This is a genomic window from Rhizobium sophoriradicis, from assembly GCF_025200795.1.
In the GTDB taxonomy this organism is placed as follows: domain Bacteria; phylum Pseudomonadota; class Alphaproteobacteria; order Rhizobiales; family Rhizobiaceae; genus Rhizobium; species Rhizobium sophoriradicis.
This window is the reverse complement of sequence record NZ_CP104152.1, coordinates 1152624-1173283: the sequence shown is the minus strand read 5'-3', so window position 1 is coordinate 1173283 and position 20660 is coordinate 1152624. Positions and strand designations below refer to the sequence as shown.

Genomic DNA, 20660 nt, shown 5'->3' with positions numbered 1-20660 from the left:
GCGGATAGAACCGCTTCGTGACAAACGTATGAACTTTCGAACGCCATAACCGCGATAGCGAAACCGTCCTGAGTCCAACCCGGCGGGTTGCTCGAGACCGCTCATCCGCTATCGAAGTTTATTCCTGTTCAACAGAGCCCATTGCAGCAGCATGATCGTCTTGGCGTCGAAGATCTCGCCGTTTTCGATCATCTGGGCGGCCTCATCGAGCGGGATTTCGAGAACCTCGATATCCTCGTGCTCCTCGTCCAGGCCGCCGCCTTCCGCCACGCGGTCGGTTATGTCGATCAGCGAGACGAAGAAGTGGACGACTTCGGTGATGGCGCCGGGCGACGGGTAGCACTTGAAGAGGAAACGCGCGTCGCGCAGGTGGTAACCGGTTTCTTCCATCGCCTCGCGGCGGATCGCCTGTTCGGGATGATCGTCATCGAGCAAGCCGGCCGGCACCTCGATCATCCAGGCTGGATCGCCGTTCAGATGCACGGCAAGCCGGAACTGGCGGACGAGAACGACGACGTCGCGTTTGGGATCATAGAGCAGGATGCAGGCGGCGGGCGTGCGGTGATAGACCTCCCGCTTCAACTGCTGGGTCGCGCCCTTGCGATCGATGTAATCGAGCAGGTAGCTACTCAATCGTGTCCAGCCATTCGACAGCGTTTGCTCGCTGACGATCTTCATGCGTGATTTCGGCTGAGTCATGCTGTGTCCCTGCGAAGCCAGACTTTATTGTCGTGTACGGCCGCTCCGCCATAGGGCGCAACGGGGTCGGCGCCGGTCAGAACGTTGATGCCCTCGCCGTCGACATGCGCCTTGTTCGGCCAGAGGCCCTCGGCGATCAGCACGCCCGGCTTGACCTCGGTGGTGATGCGGGCATGGATGCGCAGATCGCCGCGGCTATTGCCGATGCGGACGAGATCGCCATGCGCGATGCCAATGGCCTCGGCATTAACAGGATTGATCATGACCTCCGGGCGGCCTTCCTTCTGGCGCGACGTCTTGGTCTCGGAGAAACTCGAATTCAAAAAGTTGCGGGCGGGCGACGTGGCGAGACGGAAGGGATGCTCGGGATCGGCGACCTCGATGACATCGACCTGATCCGGAAAAACGGGAAGCTCCGCATGCGGCCCGAGCTCGCCGATCGCCGCCGGCGGCTTATTCGGCGCCGGCTGGTTGATCCAGTCCGGACGGAAATGGAATTTGCCGTCCGGATGGGCAAACCCGTTCAGGAAATGCGCCTCTTCGAAGGCCGGCTGACGGTCGAACCATTTATGCTCGAGGAAGTGATCGTAATCCGGCAGATCGCTCGATTTCAGGATGCGGTCGACCATCTCGCGGGCGGAAAAACCGAAGCCCGGGCGATCGGCGACCCCGAGGCGTTTTGCCAGTTCCTCGATGACGAAGAGATTGGTGCGCACGCTCGGCGGCGGCTCGACCAGCTTCGGCCCGAGCAGGATATGATTCTGGCCGCCGGCCCGGTAGATGTCGTCATGCTCGACGAACATCGTTGCCGGGATGACGATATCGGCGATCTCAGCCGTTTCGGTCATGAACTGCTCGTGCACGGCGACGAACAGGTCGTCGCGGGCAAAGCCGCGCCTGACCAGGCGCTGCTCGGGGGCGATGTTTGCCGGATTGGTGTTCTGGATCAGCATCGCCGTCACCGGGCCTCGATGGCGCAGCGCCACGGGGTCGCCGGTGAGAACGCGGCCGATCTGCGACTGATCGAGCATGCGGTTATCGGCATCCTTCATCGACCGGCCGGTCAGTTCCGCATTGTTCATGCGGAAGATATCGCTGTTGGAATGGAAGGCGCCGCCGCCCTCATATTGCCAGGAGCCGAGGACGGTGGCGACCGAGGCGGCCGCATGCATCGCGACCGCGCCGTTGCGCTGGCGGGTGAAGCCGTAGCCCAGGCGGAAAAAGGTCTTCTTCGTCGTGCCGACAAGGCGGGCGAAGGCTTCGATCTCTTCGACCGAAAGGCCGGTGATCTCGGCCGCCCATTGCGGCGTCCTGGTTTTCAGATGCGCTTCGAGGCCGGCGGGATCGTCGGCATAGCGCGCCATGTAATTCCGGTCGGCATAGCCGTCGCGGAAGGCGACGTGCATGATGGCGCAGGCAAGTGCCGCATCGGTGCCGGGCCTGACGATCAAGGCCATGTCGGCCTGCTTCATCGTCGGGTTGTCGTAAATGTCGATGACGACGATCTTGGCGCCGCGCTCCTTGCGCGCCTTGATGGCGTGGGTCATGACGTTGACCTGTGTCGAGACCGCATTGGTGCCCCAGATGACGACGCAATCGGTTCGGTCCATCTCGCGCGGATCGGGGCCGCGCAGCGTGCCGGTCGCCATGGTGAAGCCGGTCCAGGCCGGATTGGTGCAGATCGAGGAGAAGAAGCCGGAATAGCGCTTGGCGTGGCGCAGGCGGTCGATCGAATCGCGCTGTACCCAGCCCATGGTGCCGGCGTAGAAATAGGGCCAGATGGCCTCGCTGCCGTCTTTAGCCTCGGCCTTCACGAAGGCTTCGGCGATCTCGTCAAGCGCGTCGTCCCAGGAAATCTGCTGCCACTGCCCTGCCCCCTTGGCACCGCTGCGGCGCAGGGGATGCATCAGCCGGTCGGGATGATAGAGCCGCTCGGCATAACGGGCGACCTTGGCGCAGATGACGCCCGCGGTGTAGGAATGATCATTGGCGCCGCGCACGCGGCCGATGCGGCCATCCTCGAATAGTTCGACCTCCAGCGCGCAGGTGGAGGGACAGTCGTGCGGGCAGGCCGTGTGGCCGACCTTGCTGTCCGGCTTCGGGGATTTGGCGTCGATGGGGGTCGCAATGTTCATGGCATTTGTATATTCCAAGGCTTGAATGGCCAAAAGCCAGAAAAACTCCCCATGACGCGAATTCATACGGACATCAGCGAAAATGAACTACCGCCACATCTACCATGCGGGCAATTTTGCCGATGTGCTGAAACATGCCGTGCTGGCGCGGCTGATCCGCTACATGCAGAAGAAGGATGGCGGCTTCCGCGTGCTCGACACGCATGCCGGCATCGGCCTCTACGACCTTTCCTCCGAGGAGGCGCAGAAAACCGGCGAATGGCTTGAGGGCATCGGCAAGCTGATGGAGGCCGACCTCGGACCGCAGGTTTCCGAGCTGCTGGAACCCTACCTCTCGGCAATTCGCGAACTCAATCCGGAGGGCGGCATCCGCTTTTATCCCGGATCGCCGAAACTGGCGCGCATGCTGTTCCGGCCGCAGGACAGGCTGTCGGCGATGGAGCTGCATCCCGAGGACTATGCGCGTCTGCACCGGCTGTTCGAAGGCGATCACCATGCGCGCATCACCGAACTCGACGGCTGGCTGGCGCTCGGCGCGCATCTGCCGCCGAAGGAAAAGCGCGGCATCGTGCTCGTCGATCCGCCCTTCGAGGAAGAGGACGAATATCAGCGCCTGGCCAAGGGGCTGGAGAGGGCCTATCGGCGCTTTCCCGGCGGCACCTATTGCCTGTGGTATCCGCTGAAGAAGGGCGCGCCGATCAAGGAATTCCACGAGACGCTGCAGGCGCTCGACATTCCGAAAATGCTCTGCGCCGAACTGACCGTGCGCAGCGATCGCGGCACGACAGGACTGACCGGCTCAGGCCTCGTCATCGTCAATCCGCCCTTCACCCTGAAGGACGAGTTGCACCAGATGCTTCCCGCGCTGAAGGACCACCTGGCGCAGGACCGCTTCGCCTCGCAACGCGCCTTCTGGCTGCGCGGCGAGAACAAGACGGCCAAGGGCGATTGACCCTACCATCGGCTTCGGGGATAGTCCGCGCCATTCACAATCTCGTCAGGTGTCCCATGAAGCTCCTCTGTTCGCCCGCATCGCCCTATTCCAGCAAGGTGCGGATGGCCGCGCATTTCCTCGGTATCGAGTTGAACGCCGTCCGAGTCGACACCAATACCGGGCCTGCGATCCTGGTGGACAACAATCCACTTGGGAAAATTCCGACGCTTCTGACGGATGACGGGGCGTCGATCTTCGACAGCGTGGCAATCATGCATTATTTCGACCGGCTGACGAAGGGCGGGCTCTATCCTTCCAAAAATGGCAAACGCACGGATGCAGAAGTGCTCGAAGCACTGTGCGACGGCATTTGCGACTGCCTGCTCACGATCGTCTACGAGCGGCGCTTCCGCGACGAGGAAAAGGTCCATCAGCCCTGGATCGACCGGCAATGGAAGAAGGTGACGGCCGGGCTTGCCCATCTCAGAGCCAAGCCGCCGAAACTCGGAAAGAAGCTCAATGGCGGGCATTTTGCACTCGCCGCCATGCTCGACTATCTCGACCTGCGCTTCAAAGACCAGTGGGAAGCCGATCATGGACCGTTGATCGACTGGCTGGCGCAATTCGAAAAGAAATTCCCGGCTCATAGCGAGCTCAAGGCCAGCGCCTGATCCGGCAGCCGATTTACGAGGATCGAGCCAACAAAAAAGCCGGGCGACGTGCCCGGCTTCCTCGTATTTCTGTCCAGTCGGCTTAGAACTTGACGCCGATACCGAGCTTGACGCTGTTCTCGTCGTAACCGCGCGAGAAGCTGCCGGAGTCGAGGTCGTAATCCTTGCTCTGGTAGTCGGTGTAGCGATATTCCAGGCGCGTCGTGATGTTGTTAGTCACGAAGGCTTCGACGCCGGCGCCGACCGTATAGCCGTAAGCCGTCTTGCTTTCGTCCGAGGTGTCATCGGAAACCTTGATGTTGCCGAGGGCAAGACCGGCGGTACCGTAGAGCAGGAAGGGGTTCATGTCGTAGCCGACGCGGCCACGGACGGAGCCGTTCCAGCCATACTTGTTCTCGACGCCGCCCGAGGAAACGTCGTCGCCGCTGTAGCCGAGGTCAGATTCAACGCCGTAGACGATCTGGCCGGCCTGCCAGTTATAGCCGGTGAAGACCTGGCCGCCGAAACCATAGGTGTGACGGTCGGAACCGAAGTCACCCATGTTGTAGGTGCCGGCGCCGCCGAGGTAGAAGCCCTCCCAGTTGCCGGCCGGCTTGACCGGGGCGTCCTGGGCGACCGGTGCTTCCGGAACCTGATCGACGGCATCGGCCGCCTGAGCTGCCGAGACGCCCGCGATTGCAAAAGCAGAGGCCATGAGGCCAGCAATGAGTACACGCATACTTTTCTCCTTTCAGTCCCGCGCCGCTTTTCATCTGTCTATCAGCGAAGCATTGGCGGGGAAATTGCCAGATGTCCCTTCCGGATCGGCACTGAAATTGAAACTGAAATGCGGATTTGAAAGAGCCAAATTGTGATATCATTGTGGCGGCCACATGGCTGAAATTCGATGTTGCTTGAGCGCAACATACACTTCATTAACCCTACTGAAGGGTTAAACTAAAAATACTTATTTTAGGAAATCGCATTCTTAAATAATACATAGAATATCAGGGCAACGATGGCAACCGCAGCGGCCTATTTATATAATCTCCGCCCGCCCCTATATAGTCGACAAACAGACTCGCGGGATCAGAAGGCTAGATTTTGAACGACGAAAGACTTCGCGCGGCCCTGATAACGGGGGCCGCCAAGAGAATAGGCCGGGCAATTGCCGAAGACCTTGCTGCAAATGGCTTTTCCGTTGCGATTCACGCGAACGGCTCCCTCGGCGAAGCCGAAGAACTGGCGGCGGAATTGCGGCGGAAGGGATATCGGGCGATCGCGCTCAAAGCCGACCTTACCGATAGCGGCGAAACCGGCGCCCTCATAAAAAGAGCGGCGGAGGCGCTCGGTCCGATCGATCTGCTCGTCAACAACGCCTCGATCTTCCGTCAGGATTCGGCCCGCAGTTTCGATGCGGAAGCATGGGCGCAGCATTTCGATATCCATGTGCGCGCGCCCTCGATTCTTGCCGCAGCCTTTGCCGAACAGCTGCCTGATGAAGCGACCGGACTGATCGTCAACATCATCGACCAGCGCGTCTGGGCGCTCAATCCGGGCTTCTATTCCTATACGCTCTCCAAGGCGGCACTCTGGACGGCGACGCAGACGATGGCGCAGACCTTTGCGCCGAAGCTGCGCGTCAACGCCATCGGCCCCGGCCCGACGGTGCGCAGCGCGCGGCAATCGGAAGAGGACTTCCAGGCTCAGATCGACGGGCTTATCATGAAGGCGGGGCCGGGATTCGGCGAGTTCGGACGAACGATTCGCTTCCTCTTCGACACGCCCTCGATCACCGGCCAGATGATTGCCCTCGACGGCGGCCAGCACCTCGCCTGGCAGACGCCCGATGTGGCGGAGATTACGGAATGAACGGACGAAAGCTGCTGGATGGCGGCGTTCTCTACGACGAAACGGATGAGAGCGAAGACGAGATCGAGGTGGAAGGCGAGGTTTCCGCCGCCCCCCTCGCGGCGGCGGTCGACTGGAACGCCGGCAGCCTCAACGAGACTGGGCTCATCGGCGCCGAACTGATCGGCGAATTCGTCAAACGCCTGCCGAACAGTCCCGGCGTCTACCGCATGTTCAATGCCGAAGGTGACGTACTTTATGTCGGCAAGGCGCGCAGCCTGAAGAAGCGTGTCGGCAATTACGCGGTCGGCCGCGTGCATTCCAACCGCATTGCCCAGATGGTGCGCCAGACGGCGAATATGGAATTCGTGACGACGCGCACGGAAACCGAAGCGCTGCTCTTGGAAGCGAATCTGATCAAGCGCTTGCGGCCGCGCTTTAACGTGCTGCTGCGCGACGACAAGTCGTTTCCCTATATTCTGATCACCGGCGATCACCGGGCGCCGGCGATTTTCAAGCATCGCGGCGCCAGGGCGCGAAAGGGCGACTATTTCGGACCTTTCGCGTCGGCGGGCGCGGTCGGGCGGACGATCAATTCGCTGCAACGCGCCTTCCTGATCCGCACCTGCACCGACAGCGTCTTCGAAACGCGCACCCGCCCCTGCCTGCTCTATCAGATCAAGCGCTGCTCCGGGCCCTGCACCCATGAGGTCAGCGACGAGGGTTACGCCGAACTGGTGCAGGAGGCGAAGGACTTCCTTTCGGGCAAAAGCCAGAAGGTGAAGTCGCATATGGCCGAAGCGATGAACCAGGCCGCCGAGGATCTCGACTTCGAGCGGGCGGCGATCTATCGCGATCGCCTGGCGGCACTTTCGCATGTGCAGAGCCACCAGGGCATCAATCCGGCCGGCGTTGAGGAAGCGGACGTTTTCGCCATCCATCACGAAGGCGGCGTCTCCTGCATCCAGGTCTTCTTCTTCCGCACCGGTCAGAACTGGGGCAACCGCGCCTATTTTCCGAAGGCCGACCCGCAGCTTTCCGGCGCCGAAGTGCTGAATGCTTTTCTGGCGCAGTTTTACGACGACAAGCCGGTGCCGAAGCAGATCATGCTGTCGGAGACGGTCGAGGAACTGGAACTGCTCGCCGCCGCACTCAGCGAAAAGGCCGGCCACAAGGTTTCCATCCTCGTGCCGCAGCGGGGCGAAAAGCGCGATCTCGTCGAGCACGTCATCGGCAATGCGCGCGAGGCGCATGGGCGAAAGCTTGCCGAGACGGCGTCGCAGTCACGACTGCTCGAAGGCTTCAAGGAGACCTTCGGGCTTGCCTATGCGCCGCAGCGCATCGAGATCTACGACAACTCGCATATCATGGGCACCAATGCCGTCGGCGGCATGGTGGTGGCGGGGCCGGAAGGCTTCGTGAAGAACCAGTACCGCAAGTTCAACATCAAATCGACCGACATCACCCCCGGCGACGACTTCGGCATGATGAAGGAGGTGATGACACGGCGGTTCTCGCGGCTGATCAAGGAGGAAGGCATTCCCGACCGGACAGCGCAGGCAGCTGCTCCAGACGCCGCCGACATGCCCTTCCCGGCCTGGCCCGATGTGATCCTGATCGACGGCGGCCAGGGGCAGATGACGGCGGTGCGCGCCATCCTCGCCGAGCTCGGCATCACCGACAGCGTCATGGCGATCGGCATCGCCAAGGGTGTCGACCGCGATGCCGGGCGCGAGCGTTTTTTTCCGCCAGGGCGCGAGAGCTTCACGCTGCCGCCGCGCGATCCGGTGCTCTACTTCATCCAGCGCATGCGCGACGAGGCGCATCGCTTCGCGATCGGCTCGCACCGGGCGCGGCGCAAGAAAGAAATGGTCAAGAACCCGCTCGACGAGATCGGCGGCATCGGCCCGTCGCGCAAGCGGGCGCTGCTGCAGCATTTCGGCACCGCGAAAGCGGTTTCGCGCGCCGCTCTGTCCGACCTGATGGCGGTAGAAGGCATTTCGGAGGCCGTTGCCAAGCAGGTCTACAACCATTTCCACGACGACGCCGCGAAATAACCGCCGTCCGTCGCAAATTCCACGCAAAGGGGACGAAAAGACAGAAACAATGTTGACGGTCTACGCTCAAAGCCGTCATCTACGGCATCGGCCCGAAAATCGGAATCGATTTTCGTCAAGACGCGCGGCGCTATCGCGGCGCATCAATCAGAGAAACGATCCATGGCATCGCGTGCGTACAGCCTTCCCAACCTTCTGACTTACGGCCGCATCCTTGCCGTGCCGGTGATCGTTCTCTGCTTTTTCATCGAGGGCAGGCTGTCGATCAGCAATACGGCGCGCTGGGTGGCGTTGTGGATCTTCATCATCGCCTCGCTTACCGATTTCCTCGACGGCTATCTCGCCCGCATCTGGAACCAGACGTCGAATATCGGCCGCATGCTCGATCCGATCGCCGACAAACTGCTGGTCGCCTCGATCCTGCTGCTGGTAGCGGCCGACCAGACCATCGCCGGCTGGTCGATCTGGGCAGCGATCACCATTCTCTGCCGCGAGATCCTGGTGTCCGGCCTGCGTGAATATCTGGCGGCGCTGAAGGTCAGCGTGCCGGTGACACGTATTGCCAAATGGAAGACGACGCTGCAGCTCGTCGCCATCGCCTTCCTGCTCGCGGGTCCTGCCGGCGACGAGATTTTCCCCTATACGACGCAGACCGGTATCGCACTGTTGTGGATCGCAGCATTGCTGACCATCTATACCGGCTACGACTATTTCCGCGCCGGGTTGAAACATATCGTGGATGACGAGGAATGACGCGGCTTGTCTATTTCGCCTGGGTGCGCGAGCGCATCGGCAAGGGTGAGGAGGAGATTGACCTCCCCTCCTCCGTCGTCACCGTCGCCGATCTTCTGAATCATTTGAAGACGCTGGGCGAAGAATATGAGGCCGCACTTCAATATCCCGAGGTGATCAGGGTGGCGCTCGATATGGAGCATGTCGAGCATGACGAGCCGATATCGGGCGCCCGCGAGATTGGGATTTTTCCGCCGATGACGGGGGGATAAGACTCATCCGCCTGGGCTTTGGAAAGCTGCCAATGGGTACGACTGCGTTTTCCCTTCTCTCCCTCATTCCTGTGCTTGTCACAGGAATCCAGTGCGCCCAAGTCCTTGGGCGCGAGAGAAGCACTTGCCAAAAGGAAAAAGTCATTCACCGCGCCGACGCGCGGTGGCTGGATTCCTGTGACAAGCACAGGAATGAGGGAGGTTGGGGATACGGCAGCGCATCAAAGCAGCGGAGGCCCCTGTGGTGACCATCACCCCCACCATCCGCGTCCAGCGCGACGACTTCGACCTGCAGGCCGAAGTCGACCTGCTCTCCAAGGGCAAGCCCGGCATCGGCGCGGTCGTTACCTTCTCCGGCCTCTGCCGCGATGACGGCGGTGTGCTGGCGGCGCTGGAACTCGAGCATTATCCCGGCATGGCCGAAGCCGAGATGGCCCGCATCGGCAAACTTGCCCTCGAGCGTTTCGGGCTGCTTGGCCTGACTGCGATCCACCGCTACGGCAAGATCGCTGTGGGCGAGAATATCGTCCTCGTCGTTGCGGCCGCGCCGCACCGGCAGGCGGCGTTCGACGGCGCCAACTTCGTCATGGATTTCCTGAAGACCGCGGCCCCTTTCTGGAAGAAAGAACACGGCAAGGACGGCGCTGCCGGCGACTGGGTCGCGGCGAAGGACGCCGACGACGCGGCGCGCGACAAGTGGAAATAAATCAGCGCATTTCCTGATTATTCGAGCGACGGAAATGCGCTGCTCTTCTTGTTTTACGCAATTCCGGACTCAAAACCGCTGCGCACTTTTGCTGGAATTGCTCAGAGCACCACGCGCTCTCTGCGGCTCATGACCAGCAATAGGACGAGCAGCGAGAAGATGACGAGATCGCGCCAGACGAAGGGGCCGTAGGCGCCCCATAGGGTTTCGACGACGGCAAGCCCGGCGGCGCCGCCGGCCGAGCGCAGCGGATCGGAATAGCCGCCGACGGCGGCGATCAGCAGCACCTTCAGCCCGAACATCAGGCCGGCGCCGAAATCCATCGAACCGTAATAGAAAGTGGCGAGGATGCCGCAGATCGTGGCAACGAGGGCGGCGGCCACATAGGCGACGAGGAAGACGCGGCTGGCGCTGGTGCCGCAGAGCTCGGCGGCCAGCGGATCGTCGGTGACCGCGCGCCAGAGGCGGCCCCAGGCGGTGCGCCGGAGGATCAGCGTACCCACTGCGACGATGGCCGCCATCAGTGCGGTATCGATCAGCTGGATATGGGTGAGCGTCACCTCGAACGGCCCATCGCTCCAGAAGACGACCGTGTCGTTCAGAAACGGCGGCAGCCAGATCGCCCTGGTATCGGCGGCGAGCCGGGCGGTTTCCATCAGCACGATCATGATGCCGAGGGCAGCGACGATGACCGTGTTCGGCGACTTGCTGACCAGCGGCAGCATGATCGAGCGGCCGATCCAGATGCCCGCCGCCAGCGAATAGGTGATCGCGGCACAGGCGCCGACGGCAAGGGCGGCCGGCAGCACCAGCCAGAAGCGGTTGAAGGCGAGCTCGGTGAAAAGCAGCAGGATCTGGCCGGAGAAGGCGAAGATCGCCCCATAGGTGATATCGGCTCGCTTGGTGATGCCGAAGGCGACGGCATAACCGAAGGCGAGCGCGGCATAGAGGGCGGCAAGCGGAACCGCATTCGCCAGTTGCTGCAGAAGATAGGCCATTCCGGACACTCCGCGTCACCAAAATTATAACTGGTAAAACTCATTTCACCAGTTATAATTTTATGATGAGCTTTTCCTGGACCCCTCACCGTTTTGCCGGCGGCGCATTGGCGCTCGATGTCGCCAACAGCGTCGTTCTGCGCCACGATGCAGCACGGCGGATCGACCGCTTAGCTGTCAGCAATCAGATGCGCGACTTTCCGCACGCTGCCGCCGAATTCTGCGCCGAACGCGCCCTCTTCGGCAATATCGCCCCGGTGGCTAAGGAAAACGAGGCGGATTTCATCGCGCTGCGGGAAGCGATCGACCTCTATTTCCGCGAGCGTATACTGACGGGCGGCGACGACCAATCGCTGGCGGCACTGCTGGAGGCGGTGGCGAAGGTGCTGCGCGAAGCAAACCCCGGCAGCGTGGCGGCGGCGACCGCCCATTCGGTGCTGCGACTGATCGCTATGCCCGATCCGGAACGCATGAAGATCTGCGGCAATTGCGGCTGGCTGTTTGTCGACCGCAGCAAGAACAGCAGCCGGGCCTGGTGCGACATGGCGGTCTGCGGCAACCGCGCCAAGGCGAACCGGCATTATCGCCGCAAGAAGGAGGAAATCCCATGAGGAAACATCTGATCGTCACGGCGACAGCAATCGGCCTCGTGCTGTCCGCCTGCCAGCGCGAGGCCGAGAATCTGGTCGAGGTCACTGGCCATCTGTTCGTCTTCAACTATCGGGTGGCGAGCGCCACCTATCTGCTGACGCTGAAAAAGACCGGTCCCATCCCTGACGGCTCGGTCATCATCGCCGAATTCGAAAATCCTCAGGGCGGCGCGCCGCTGGTGCTAAACGAGAAAGTCTACCCGATCGACGACAAGATCGCGCTGCAGAGCCAAAACCTTCACTGCGTGCGCAAGGATCGTCCCTATACGGTGAATGTCCGGCTGGTCGACAAGGACGGCAAGGTGCTGCAGGAATTGAAGACGCAGTTCCGCTCCGACCTCGACCAGACCGTGCTGCCGAGCAAGCCGCTCGTCGTGGGTGCGTTTTATGACAAGAACCCGGAGGTCTTCAAGCCGGACGGCAGCGTCGATTTCTCGAACACCGACAAATGCCCGGCATAAAAAAGCCGGAGCGAAGCCCCGGCTTTCGAGAGTCAATTCAAGGCATTGGAAGGGAATGCCGACCTATGACCTCAGCCGACGATTTCGGTGTCGGAGAACCAGTACTTGATTTCCTGGGCAGCGGTTTCCGGAGCGTCCGAGCCGTGAACCGAGTTTTCGCCGATCGACAGCGCATGAACCTTGCGGATCGTGCCTTCATCAGCGTTTGCCGGGTTGGTCGCGCCCATGATCTCGCGGTTCTTCAGGATGGCACCTTCGCCTTCCAGAACCTGGACGACGGTCGGGCCGGAGGTCATGCCTTCGACCAGTTCGCCGAAGAAGGGACGATCCTTGTGAACGGCGTAGAAGCCTTCGGCTTCGCGGCGGCTCATCCAGACGCGCTTCGAGGCGACGACGCGCAGGCCGGCATCTTCGAGCATCTTGGTGATGGCACCCGTCAGGTTGCGCTTGGTCGCGTCCGGCTTGATCATCGAGAAGGTGCGTTCAATCGCCATAGTCAAATCCTCTGTTTTCTCGGGAAAAGTGGGCGGTCTTTACCCGCCCCAACGCCCGAAAACAAGAGGTAGGCGGCAATTTCACGCCGCTGTCACAGTCCGGCCGCGGCTTTCATGAAGATCGAGGCAGCGTTCGAACCAAGCCATGACCGGATCGTCGGCCGCGAGCATTGCAAGGCCGGTGCAGACTCGCAGCCATTGCAGCGCGCCGAAGACGATATAGTCGGCAAAGAGCGGCGTCTCACCGCCGATGAAGGGCTGGAACTTCAGCATATGCCGCAGCGGCTCCAGCTTGGCGCCGAAGGCGGCTTTCTCCGCCTCGCTATCGGCGGCAATGACGTCAAACGATTTGCCAAGACGAGCCTCGCGGCTTTCGCGGAAATAGGCCTTGTCTCCCTCGTCGAGGATCGCATGGATGTCGAGAAGCCCGATCCGCATGATCGCCGGATGGATGATCATCTGCGAATAGCCTTCCACCATGCGTGACAGCGCCTTGCCGCCCTCGCCGTTGAAGAGCGACGGCTGCTTCGGATAGGCCTCCTCCAGATAGAGAGCGATGGCGAAACTGTCGGGGATCAGCCTGCCATTGTCGTCGAGGACGGGCAGAGTGGGTGAGACACCGCCGCCGATTTCGCGGATGCGGGCGTAGGTCGTCGGAATCTCTTCGAAATCGAGTCCCTTATGCGCCAGCGCCATCACCGCCTTCCAGCAATGGGGCGAAAAGAAGCGCCGCTCATCGGCGCCGCAGAGGGAATAGAGAGCTCTGGTCATGACAGTCCTTTCGTGATCGCAACTCCCCGCATTCGACGACAGAACGCGCCTGCGATCAAATCAGGAAATTTCATGGCGTCATCACTGCGATTTCTACGGAAGCAAGCTAGGTCCTTTCCTGGTTAGATTGAAGCATTCTGCCGGAGCAGGTTTTCGTCAGGGCAGAGGCGATTGGCAATGGGCATACCCCAGGTATGTCCGAGCCGATCGCCTCTGATCCTGGCGGAAAGATGCCCGGCCCACCGGCCGCACCGCTTCGCTATGGCGAAGCGATAAGTGCGTCCGGCGCTTTTGAGTCTTGCAGATTTGCCAGGCAAATCTGCGGGAGGGTTGGCTGAAACGGGCCGGCTGATCGACCGGCCGGCTTGGCCGTAGAACTGGGCTACGACGCGCGCCGGCCGGTCGACCATCCGACTCCGTTTGAGCCAACAGAATGATTCAATCTAACCAGGAAAGGCTCTAGATTGCCCTTCCCAGGACAGGAGGAGCACATGCTCAGGCAATACAGGATGTTCGCCGCCTATAATCGCTGGGCCAATGCCCAGGTCTATGCGGCGGCGGCCGAACTCAGCGATGCGGAATTCCGCAGCGACCGCGGCGCCTTCTTCGGCTCGCTGCATCGAACCCTCAACCATCTGCTCGTTGCCGACCGAATATGGATGAAGCGCTTCACCGGCACCGGCGAGGCGCCGACGAGCCTCGATGCCGTGCTTTTCGAGGAGTTCGATGCGCTTCCCGTTGCACGCAAGGCAGAGGACGAGCGGATCATTGGCTGGACGGGCACGCTGGACGAGACAAGCCTTGCTGCCAACTTCACCTACTCGCCGGTGAGCCAACCGATCGCGATTACACAGCCGCTGTGGACCGCGCTCTCCCATCTCTTCAACCACCAGACCCACCATCGCGGCCAGTGCCACATGACGCTGACGGCGCTCGGCAAGCCGAGCCTTGGGCTCGACCTGATCTATTTCCTGCGCAGCGAGGGCCGCGAGTGGATGTGAGCGTCTCCGTATCAACAGGGCATTAACCGCCTTTACCGGTTGCGCCTGGAATCCAGCGCTTCCCACCCTCAGATTCAGCCTCTCTTAAAAGCTTGCGGGCATAGCGGAATGACGGAAAAGGCCGGGGCCGCGAGGGATCGTCATGCAGAATGCAAGCGCAAACGCATTGGTGCCGCGCGAGACACGCCCTGGGCCCATCGCGGACATCCAGAAGATCGCCCAGCACATGGCGCGTCTCAACGTCGCCGGGCTGCCGCGCAACTATGAAATCTTCCATGAGGCAATCGTCGGGCTCAACGCAGGTCTCGCCCAGGATATCGCTGCGCTCGGGCCTCACCCGCACCAAGCGATGCTTGACGAGCTCGGGCTGAAATACCGCCTCGTCGGCCATTGCGGGCTGGCAGGCGAGACGTCGCGCAACGAGGCGAGCCGTTTGCTGCGTGAGGTAGCGGAGAGGCTTGCCGAAGGGATGCGGTACCGGGATGCCTTTGCGCGCGCCTGCGACACGATCCTGAAATCCGTCTCCAGCCATGAGGACCAGAGCCTTGCCGCCTTCATCGGCGAGCTCGACTATCTCTCGGCCTCGCTGACGAGCGTATCGTCGGCGGAAATGCAAATCGGCGCCAGGCTGGCGGATGATATCAAGAGGCTGGAAACGCTCGAGCGCGGCATTTCGGCGATGCAGGCGGCCGCCGTCGCCGACAGGATCACCGGACTTCCCAATCGCATCGCGCTCAACCGCGTGATCGCCGACCTCTACGAGCGCGAAGAGGGTGCCGCCGGCAGTGCGCTTGTCATGGTCGATGTCGACAATTTCACCGATCTCAATGAGAGATATGGCACGCCGGCCGGCAACAAGATCCTGAAGAAGCTCGCCGGCCTCTTCCAAAAATCGGTCAAGAAGAACGACTTCGTCGCCCGCACCGAGGCGGACGAATTCGCCCTGCTGTTTTCCAATGTCGGCATGCAGGATGCGATGGCGATTGCCGAGCGCCTGCGCGCCTCCGTCGAAGACAATCTGGTCTTCGCGACCTCAGACAAGGGCGATAGCGGCAGGCTGACCATCTCGGTCGGCGTGGCGCTCAGCACGGACGCGGCAACACCGGGGCAATTGCAGGCCAATGCCCGCGTCGCCCTTCTCGACGCTCAATCGAACCCGCGCCAGCCGGTGCAGGCCTTCGGCCGCTGAGGCGGTTTCGATCTCTTGCGGCGGATAAGAGCCTTGCCGGGCCGGCAAGCAAGCTGACCGGCGCCAAGCGCTCTTGCCTTGGCCGGCGCTTTCGGCCAAAACGCCGGCCATGATCACGCTCACCGAAATTTCCGCCCGCATAGCCGGGCGCCTGCTTCTCGACAATGCCAGCCTGTCGCTGCCTTCGGGCACCAAGGCCGGCCTCGTCGGCCGTAACGGCGCCGGCAAGTCCACGCTGTTTCGCGTCGTTACCGGCGATCTCGGCTCGGAGACCGGATCGGTGTCGATCCCGAAGGCGGCACGCATCGGCCAGGTGGCCCAGGAAGCGCCGGGGACCGAGCAGCCCCTGATCGAGATCGTGCTTGCCGCCGACAAGGAGCGCGCGGCCCTGCTTGCCGAAGCGGAAACGGCAAGCGATCCGCACCGCATCGCCGAAATCCAGATGCGCCTCGTCGATATCGACGCGCATTCGGCCGAGGCGCGCGCCGCGAGCATTCTTGCCGGCCTCGGCTTCGACAGGGACGCGCAAGCCCGTCCCGCTTCCTCCTTCTCGGGCGGCTGGCGCATGCGCGTGGCGCTCGCCGCCGTGCTGTTTGCCGAGCCGGACCTGCTTCTGCTCGACGAGCCGACCAACTATCTCGACCTCGAAGGCACGATGTGGCTGGAGGATTACATCCGCCGCTATCCGCACACTGTGATCATCATCAGCCACGATCGCGACCTCTTGAACAATGCGGTCAATTCCATCGTCCATCTCGACCAGAAAAAGCTCACCTTCTACCGCGGCAATTACGATCAGTTCGAGCGGCAGAAGGCGGAAGCCGACGAACTCCAGACGAAGGCCAAGGCCAAGAACGAGGCGGCGCGCAAACATCTGCAGAGCTTCATCGATCGCTTCAAGGCCAAGGCCTCCAAGGCCCGGCAGGCGCAGTCGCGCGTCAAGGCGCTCGAGCGCATGGGCACGGTTGCGGCCGTCATCGAGGACCACGTACAGCCGATCACCTTTCCCGAGCCCGAAAAGCAGCCGGCATCGCCGATCGTCGCGGTCCAGGGCGGCGCCGTCGGCTACCAGCCAGGCAAACCGATCCTGAAGAACCTCAATCTGCGCATCGACAATGACGATCGCATCGCCCTTCTCGGTTCGAACGGAAACGGCAAATCAACCTTCGCGAAATTCATCTCCGGCAGGCTTGCCCCGGAGAGTGGCGAAGTGAAGCTCGCACCCTCCCTGAAGATCGGCTTTTTCGCGCAGCACCAGCTCGACGACCTTATCCCCGAGCAGTCGGCGGTGGAGCATGTGCGGCGGCTGATGCCTGGCGACCCGGAGGCCAAAGTGCGCGCCCGTGTCGCCCAGATGGGACTGGCGACCGAGAAGATGGCTACCGCCGCCAAGGATCTTTCCGGCGGCGAAAAAGCCCGCCTGCTGATGGGGCTTGCCGCCTTCCATGCGCCGAACCTGCTCATCCTCGACGAGCCGACCAACCATCTCGACATCGACAGCCGGCGCGCACTGATCGAGGCGCTGAACGATTACGAAGGCGCCGTCATCCTGATCTCGCACGACCGTCACCTGATCGAGGCGACGGTCGACCGGCTCTGGCTGGTCAACGGCGGCACCGTCACCGCCTTCGAAGGCGATATGGACGAATATCGCGACCTGATCGTCGCCTCGGGCAAAAAAAAAGAAGAAAAGCTGCAGCCGGCTGACGATGCGACCTCCAAGGCCGATCAACGCAAGCTCAATGCGGAGCGGCGCGCTTCGCTGACGCCGCTGAAGAAAAAGATCAACGAAATCGAATCCTTGACGGCCAAGCTGGAGAAACAGATTCAGGCGCTTGACGCGGAACTTGCAAATCCCGCCCTCTACGAGAAAACGCCCGCCAAGGCCGCCGAAAAGGCAAAGCAGCGCGGCGAGGCCGCGGCAAAACTCGCTGCTGCCGAGGAAGAATGGCTGATGCTGTCGTCGGAATACGAAGAAGCGATGGCGGGATAGCCACAGTCGCGCCACCCTCGCCATGCGCGACATGGTGGTCATGGATCTCGACATCGACAGCAAGGACTATTTCACCACGACGCCGGCCTCCGTAACGCAGCGGACGATGGACCAGTTGCACAAGCGCGGCCACGGCATCATTCTCATGCATGACATCCACAAGCGCACGGCGAAGATGTTGCCGACCCTGCTTTCGAAACTCGAAGCCGAAGGCTACAAGGTCGTGACGCTGAAGTTCAAGAAGACGCAGGCCCCGACCAACCTCGTCGCCTCGGCCGGTTTCGTGACTGTGCGCTAAGGGATTTCGGCCGTATTGTGATTCAGAGGATATCGGGAGAAAAGTGTTTTGTTTCGCTATCTTTATGGCGCGCTGTTAGCTTTGGTACCGCTCGTTGCCGCCAATGCTGAATCTGCAAATTTTTGCAGAAACAGTATCAAGCCGAACGAACCGGTCGAGTTGCGATTCATGGGGCTTGAATACGCGCTGGTCATTCATGTTCTCGCGGAAAGATACTGCAGAGCTGAACCAAAATCGATGCGTCCACGGTTTCTTGGATACATCGAGAAGCAGGGATGCAACCCAGGAACCGAGATCTACACAGATGTTGAGGCAGCTATCGCACGATTGGAGGGCGCCAGCCTGAAACTGCTCGCTCAAGACGGAAACCCCACATTAGAGATGTCCGACCAACAGGTGCAGGAATGGGCATCAACTACTGTGGACGCGCTTGGGGGATGCGACGCGCTGAAAAAGGCTCATGACGCCCAGCTTGAAGAGTAAGCGTCAGGCGAACTTGGCTTGGTTCGAAACGTCGTGTCTGCACCCTCTCCGGAAGCGGTAAGCCATTTGAACAGTCAGAAACTGATATCATCGAAAACCGCTCACGCTTATCAACATCATGCGCTAGATCTGTGAGACGTCAACGGAGGCCGGCAACTCAGACATGAACCTTCATCTCGAAGCGGACGAGGATCCGCGCACCCGCCAGTTCATCGACGAACATAATGCGCTGTCCGATGCGGCATTGAGAACGCCGGAATTCGCTGAGGATCGCGACGCGATCAAGACGCTGATCGAGCGTCAGGACCGGCTGATCGTGCCGATGCGCCGCGGCGGGTGGCTGTTCGATTTCCGCCAGTCCAAGGACAATCCGCTCGGGGTCTGGCTGCGCCTGCCGGCCGATCAGCAGCCGTTGCCGGAGGCCGATTGGGAGGAGGTCTTCGATCTCGACGCCTTCTGCCTCAGTGAAGGCAAGCGCTGGACCTGGCGCGGCGTCGTCACCTGCCCCTGGGAACCGACGCGCGTGCTGCTCACGCTTTCGGACGGCGGGTCAGACCTTGTCCGCCTGCTCGAATTCGACGCAGAGAACAAAGAGATCGTGACGGGCGGATTCGACACGCCGGCGGCGCGATCGCATGCCAATTGGCTAAGCCGCGACGAGATCTGCTATTTCGGCTCGATCGACCGATTTTCGGCGACCCGTTCGGGATGGCCGCGCGTCGGTCGGCGATTGAAGCGCGGGCAGCGGCCGGAAGATGCCGCCATCCTGTTCGAAGCCGCCGACGAGGACGTCTATGGCTTCAATCTCGTTATCGACCCTGCCCTGTCGGGCACCTCAGCGGATGCCGGCTTGATCGACATCTTCGTCGCCGCGCACGAGATCGGCGTCGCCAGCGCCTACCTGATATCCGATGACGGCGGGCAACGGCGCATCGACCTGCCTAAGGAGGCGGACTTTCAGTTCAACCACGATCACTGCCTCTGGCGGGCAAAGACCGACGAGCGCGTTGCGACAGGCAGCCTGGTGCTGCAGCGCTTCGATCCGAACTCTGAGACAGTTCCGCTCGGGCCGGAGCGGATCTTGTTTCAACCCGGTGAAGGCCAGTCGATCTCGCAGATGATGCTGATGCGCGAGTGGTGCGTGTTCATCGTCTCCGATCGGCTGCGCCCGCGTCTCATGGTGCTCGACCTGACGAAGCCCGATGCCGGACAGCGCGAGATCGCGCTGCCGGCGGATATGCAGACGGCGCATTTCAGGCCGCTCTATGCGGATCTGCATCTTGGTGACGACACGCTCTACATTGTCGGTCAGGGTTTCCTGCAGCCGCCCACCTGCTACCGCCTCGAACTCTCCGATCGCAGCAAACAGCCCGAGCCGGCCTTCACCGCCGTGGCGCCGAGCTATTTCGATGCCACCGGCATGTCATCCGAGCTACTGGAGGCGGTTTCTGAAGACGGAACGAGGGTTGCCTATCGGCTGGTCCTGCCGAGACAGTGGACCAGGGGCGCGCTGCCGGTGCTGATCTACGGCTATGGCGGCTTCGATGTTTCGCTGTCGCCGAATTATTCCGGCGTGACCGGTCGCTGGCTGGAAGAAGGCGGGGCCTATGTACAGGCCTATATCCGCGGCGGCGGCGAATTCGGGCCCGACTGGTATCGCAGCGCCAAACGGCAGGGGCGAGACCGGGCCTTTGCCGATTTTGTCGCCATCGCCCGCGATCTCGTCGCCCGCGGCTACACCGTGCCATCGCGGATCGCCTGCCAGGGCGGCAGCAATGGCGGCCTGCTGACCGGCGTGATGCTGACGCGCTATCCGCATGATTTCGGCGCGATCTGGTGCCAGGTGCCGGTGCTCGATATGACACGCTTTCACCTGTTCAGCGCCGGGCAGGCCTGGATGGACGAATATGGCGATCCGGAGGTCTCGGTGGATCGGGACTTCATGCTCGGTTATTCCCCGCTTCATAATGTCAGGCCGGCGAGCGAGATTGCCTATCCTCCGATCTATATCGAAAGCTCCACCAATGACGACCGTGTGCATCCCTCGCATGCACGCCGCTTTGCCGCGCGGCTGGAGGAGGAAGGACACAAGCCGCTCTTCCATGAATTCGGCATGGGCGGGCATGGCGGCGACGGCGATTCGCAAGAGCGCGCCGCCCGCGCGGCGATGGGTTACAGCTTCCTTCGCCAAACTATCATGAGATAGACGGGCCATCATGGGGTAGGATGATGCAATGAATGAAGGAGGAGAGCTTGTCGCCGCTCCTCTTTCTGCTACAAGAAGCG

General features: G+C 61.6%; 20 protein-coding genes and 1 pseudogene. 15 read left to right on the top strand and 6 right to left on the bottom strand.

The annotated features are described in order from the left end of the window. Positions 1-108: 108 nt before the first annotated feature. Both N2597_RS05825 and N2597_RS05820 read right to left on the bottom strand, forming a co-directional pair. Positions 109-699 (bottom strand): NUDIX domain-containing protein, encoded by a 591-nt coding sequence (locus tag N2597_RS05825; RefSeq protein ID WP_038688048.1) that lies wholly within the window; start codon positions 697-699, stop codon positions 109-111. Beyond that, a complete protein-coding gene (locus N2597_RS05820; protein ID WP_183596878.1) occupies positions 696-2900 on the bottom strand; it encodes a molybdopterin oxidoreductase family protein in 2205 nt (734 codons plus the stop codon). The genes N2597_RS05825 and N2597_RS05820 overlap by 4 nt, the downstream gene beginning before the upstream one ends. A 16-nt stretch (positions 2901-2916) precedes the next feature. Here N2597_RS05820 and N2597_RS05815 point away from each other — a divergent pair, with 16 nt between their 5' ends. Then, entirely contained in the window at positions 2917-3786 is an 870-nt protein-coding gene (locus N2597_RS05815) for a 23S rRNA (adenine(2030)-N(6))-methyltransferase RlmJ (RefSeq protein ID WP_009990753.1), read from the top strand. 56 nt (positions 3787-3842) lie between these two features. After that, positions 3843-4439 (top strand): glutathione S-transferase, encoded by a 597-nt coding sequence (locus tag N2597_RS05810; RefSeq protein WP_183596880.1) that lies wholly within the window; start codon positions 3843-3845, stop codon positions 4437-4439. A gap of 82 nt (positions 4440-4521) precedes the next feature. On the opposite strand, the gene N2597_RS05805 is transcribed toward N2597_RS05810, so the two are convergent. Beyond that, complete coding sequence (locus N2597_RS05805; RefSeq protein ID WP_038688042.1) at positions 4522-5157, bottom strand: outer membrane protein; 636 nt, start codon at positions 5155-5157, stop codon at positions 4522-4524. Between the two features lie 365 nt (positions 5158-5522). Here N2597_RS05805 and N2597_RS05800 point away from each other — a divergent pair, with 365 nt between their 5' ends. From N2597_RS05800 to N2597_RS05780, 5 genes are all read left to right on the top strand, one after another. Next, complete coding sequence (locus tag N2597_RS05800; RefSeq protein WP_183596882.1) at positions 5523-6290, top strand: SDR family oxidoreductase; 768 nt, start codon at positions 5523-5525, stop codon at positions 6288-6290. After that, positions 6287-8326, top strand: a complete 2040-nt coding sequence (gene uvrC, locus N2597_RS05795) for an excinuclease ABC subunit UvrC (RefSeq protein WP_183596884.1) — start codon at positions 6287-6289, stop codon at positions 8324-8326. The genes N2597_RS05800 and uvrC overlap by 4 nt, the downstream gene beginning before the upstream one ends. Positions 8327-8488: 162 nt before the next feature. Further along, complete coding sequence (pgsA, locus tag N2597_RS05790) at positions 8489-9079, top strand: CDP-diacylglycerol--glycerol-3-phosphate 3-phosphatidyltransferase (RefSeq protein WP_064682126.1); 591 nt, start codon at positions 8489-8491, stop codon at positions 9077-9079. Further along, on the top strand, positions 9076-9330 hold the full coding sequence (moaD, locus tag N2597_RS05785) for a molybdopterin converting factor subunit 1 (protein ID WP_009992132.1): 255 nt from the start codon (positions 9076-9078) through the stop codon (positions 9328-9330). The genes pgsA and moaD overlap by 4 nt, the downstream gene beginning before the upstream one ends. Positions 9331-9574: 244 nt before the next feature. Next, entirely contained in the window at positions 9575-10036 is a 462-nt protein-coding gene (locus N2597_RS05780; protein WP_183596886.1) for a molybdenum cofactor biosynthesis protein MoaE, read from the top strand. A gap of 101 nt (positions 10037-10137) precedes the next feature. On the opposite strand, the gene N2597_RS05775 is transcribed toward N2597_RS05780, so the two are convergent. Then, positions 10138-11034, bottom strand: a complete 897-nt coding sequence (locus tag N2597_RS05775; protein ID WP_183596888.1) for a branched-chain amino acid ABC transporter permease — start codon at positions 11032-11034, stop codon at positions 10138-10140. Positions 11035-11099: 65 nt separating this feature from the next. On the opposite strand from N2597_RS05775, the gene N2597_RS05770 reads away from it, so the two are divergent. Together N2597_RS05770 and N2597_RS05765 are read left to right on the top strand one after the other, a co-directional pair. Next, positions 11100-11645 (top strand): CGNR zinc finger domain-containing protein, encoded by a 546-nt coding sequence (locus tag N2597_RS05770; RefSeq protein WP_183596890.1) that lies wholly within the window; start codon positions 11100-11102, stop codon positions 11643-11645. Next, on the top strand, positions 11642-12145 hold the full coding sequence (locus tag N2597_RS05765) for a hypothetical protein (RefSeq protein ID WP_096769367.1): 504 nt from the start codon (positions 11642-11644) through the stop codon (positions 12143-12145). Before N2597_RS05770 ends, N2597_RS05765 begins: the two co-directional genes overlap by 4 nt. 71 nt (positions 12146-12216) lie before the next feature. Here the strand turns inward: N2597_RS05765 and ndk are convergent, their stop codons facing one another. Beyond that, on the bottom strand, positions 12217-12639 hold the full coding sequence (gene ndk, locus N2597_RS05760; RefSeq protein WP_004680549.1) for a nucleoside-diphosphate kinase: 423 nt from the start codon (positions 12637-12639) through the stop codon (positions 12217-12219). Between the two features lie 81 nt (positions 12640-12720). Beyond that, positions 12721-13410, bottom strand: a complete 690-nt coding sequence (locus N2597_RS05755; RefSeq protein WP_183596892.1) for a glutathione S-transferase family protein — start codon at positions 13408-13410, stop codon at positions 12721-12723. Between the two features lie 491 nt (positions 13411-13901). Between N2597_RS05755 and N2597_RS05750 the strand changes: the two genes are divergently transcribed. The 6 genes and pseudogenes from N2597_RS05750 to N2597_RS05725 all read left to right on the top strand — a co-directional run bounded on the left by N2597_RS05750 (position 13902) and on the right by N2597_RS05725 (position 20580). Continuing rightward, a complete protein-coding gene (locus N2597_RS05750) occupies positions 13902-14411 on the top strand; it encodes a DinB family protein (protein WP_183596894.1) in 510 nt (169 codons plus the stop codon). A 142-nt stretch (positions 14412-14553) separates the two neighbouring features. Then, positions 14554-15600 carry a GGDEF domain-containing protein gene (locus N2597_RS05745; protein ID WP_183596896.1) on the top strand — a complete coding sequence of 349 codons (1047 nt, stop codon included), beginning with the start codon at positions 14554-14556 and terminating at the stop codon, positions 15598-15600. A gap of 109 nt (positions 15601-15709) precedes the next feature. Continuing rightward, the gene (locus tag N2597_RS05740) at positions 15710-17593 is read left to right on the top strand and encodes an ABC-F family ATP-binding cassette domain-containing protein (protein WP_183596898.1); all 1884 of its coding nucleotides are present in this window, start codon (positions 15710-15712) and stop codon (positions 17591-17593) included. Continuing rightward, positions 17589-17891, top strand: a pseudogene (locus N2597_RS05735) (polysaccharide deacetylase family protein); the annotation flags it as partial. The gene N2597_RS05740 and the pseudogene N2597_RS05735, both read left to right, overlap by 5 nt. Before the next feature lie 48 nt (positions 17892-17939). Continuing rightward, positions 17940-18374 carry a hypothetical protein gene (locus N2597_RS05730; RefSeq protein ID WP_183596900.1) on the top strand — a complete coding sequence of 145 codons (435 nt, stop codon included), beginning with the start codon at positions 17940-17942 and terminating at the stop codon, positions 18372-18374. A gap of 163 nt (positions 18375-18537) precedes the next feature. Then, positions 18538-20580, top strand: coding sequence for a prolyl oligopeptidase family serine peptidase (locus N2597_RS05725; RefSeq protein ID WP_183596902.1), 2043 nt, complete (start codon positions 18538-18540; stop codon positions 20578-20580). The last annotated feature ends 80 nt before the right edge of the window (positions 20581-20660 follow it).

Bases quoted from the DNA above. Each gene is read 5' to 3' on its own strand.
- N2597_RS05755 (WP_183596892.1), bottom strand. From the start codon at position 13,410: ATGACCAGAGCTCTCTATTCCCTCTGCGGCGCCGATGAGCGGCGCTTC.
- pgsA (WP_064682126.1), top strand. From the start codon at position 8,489: ATGGCATCGCGTGCGTACAGCCTTCCCAACCTTCTGACTTACGGCCGC.
- N2597_RS05820 (WP_183596878.1), bottom strand. From the start codon at position 2,900: ATGAATTCGCGTCATGGGGAGTTTTTCTGGCTTTTGGCCATTCAAGCC.
- N2597_RS05805 (WP_038688042.1), bottom strand. From the start codon at position 5,157: ATGCGTGTACTCATTGCTGGCCTCATGGCCTCTGCTTTTGCAATCGCG.
- N2597_RS05810 (WP_183596880.1), top strand. From the start codon at position 3,843: ATGAAGCTCCTCTGTTCGCCCGCATCGCCCTATTCCAGCAAGGTGCGG.
- N2597_RS05770 (WP_183596890.1), top strand. From the start codon at position 11,100: ATGAGCTTTTCCTGGACCCCTCACCGTTTTGCCGGCGGCGCATTGGCG.
- N2597_RS05725 (WP_183596902.1), top strand. From the start codon at position 18,538: ATGAACCTTCATCTCGAAGCGGACGAGGATCCGCGCACCCGCCAGTTC.
- moaD (WP_009992132.1), top strand. From the start codon at position 9,076: ATGACGCGGCTTGTCTATTTCGCCTGGGTGCGCGAGCGCATCGGCAAG.
- uvrC (WP_183596884.1), top strand. From the start codon at position 6,287: ATGAACGGACGAAAGCTGCTGGATGGCGGCGTTCTCTACGACGAAACG.
- N2597_RS05745 (WP_183596896.1), top strand. From the start codon at position 14,554: ATGCAGAATGCAAGCGCAAACGCATTGGTGCCGCGCGAGACACGCCCT.
- ndk (WP_004680549.1), bottom strand. From the start codon at position 12,639: ATGGCGATTGAACGCACCTTCTCGATGATCAAGCCGGACGCGACCAAG.
- N2597_RS05825 (WP_038688048.1), bottom strand. From the start codon at position 699: ATGACTCAGCCGAAATCACGCATGAAGATCGTCAGCGAGCAAACGCTG.
- N2597_RS05815 (WP_009990753.1), top strand. From the start codon at position 2,917: ATGAACTACCGCCACATCTACCATGCGGGCAATTTTGCCGATGTGCTG.
- N2597_RS05775 (WP_183596888.1), bottom strand. From the start codon at position 11,034: ATGGCCTATCTTCTGCAGCAACTGGCGAATGCGGTTCCGCTTGCCGCC.
- N2597_RS05765 (WP_096769367.1), top strand. From the start codon at position 11,642: ATGAGGAAACATCTGATCGTCACGGCGACAGCAATCGGCCTCGTGCTG.
- N2597_RS05740 (WP_183596898.1), top strand. From the start codon at position 15,710: ATGATCACGCTCACCGAAATTTCCGCCCGCATAGCCGGGCGCCTGCTT.
- N2597_RS05750 (WP_183596894.1), top strand. From the start codon at position 13,902: ATGCTCAGGCAATACAGGATGTTCGCCGCCTATAATCGCTGGGCCAAT.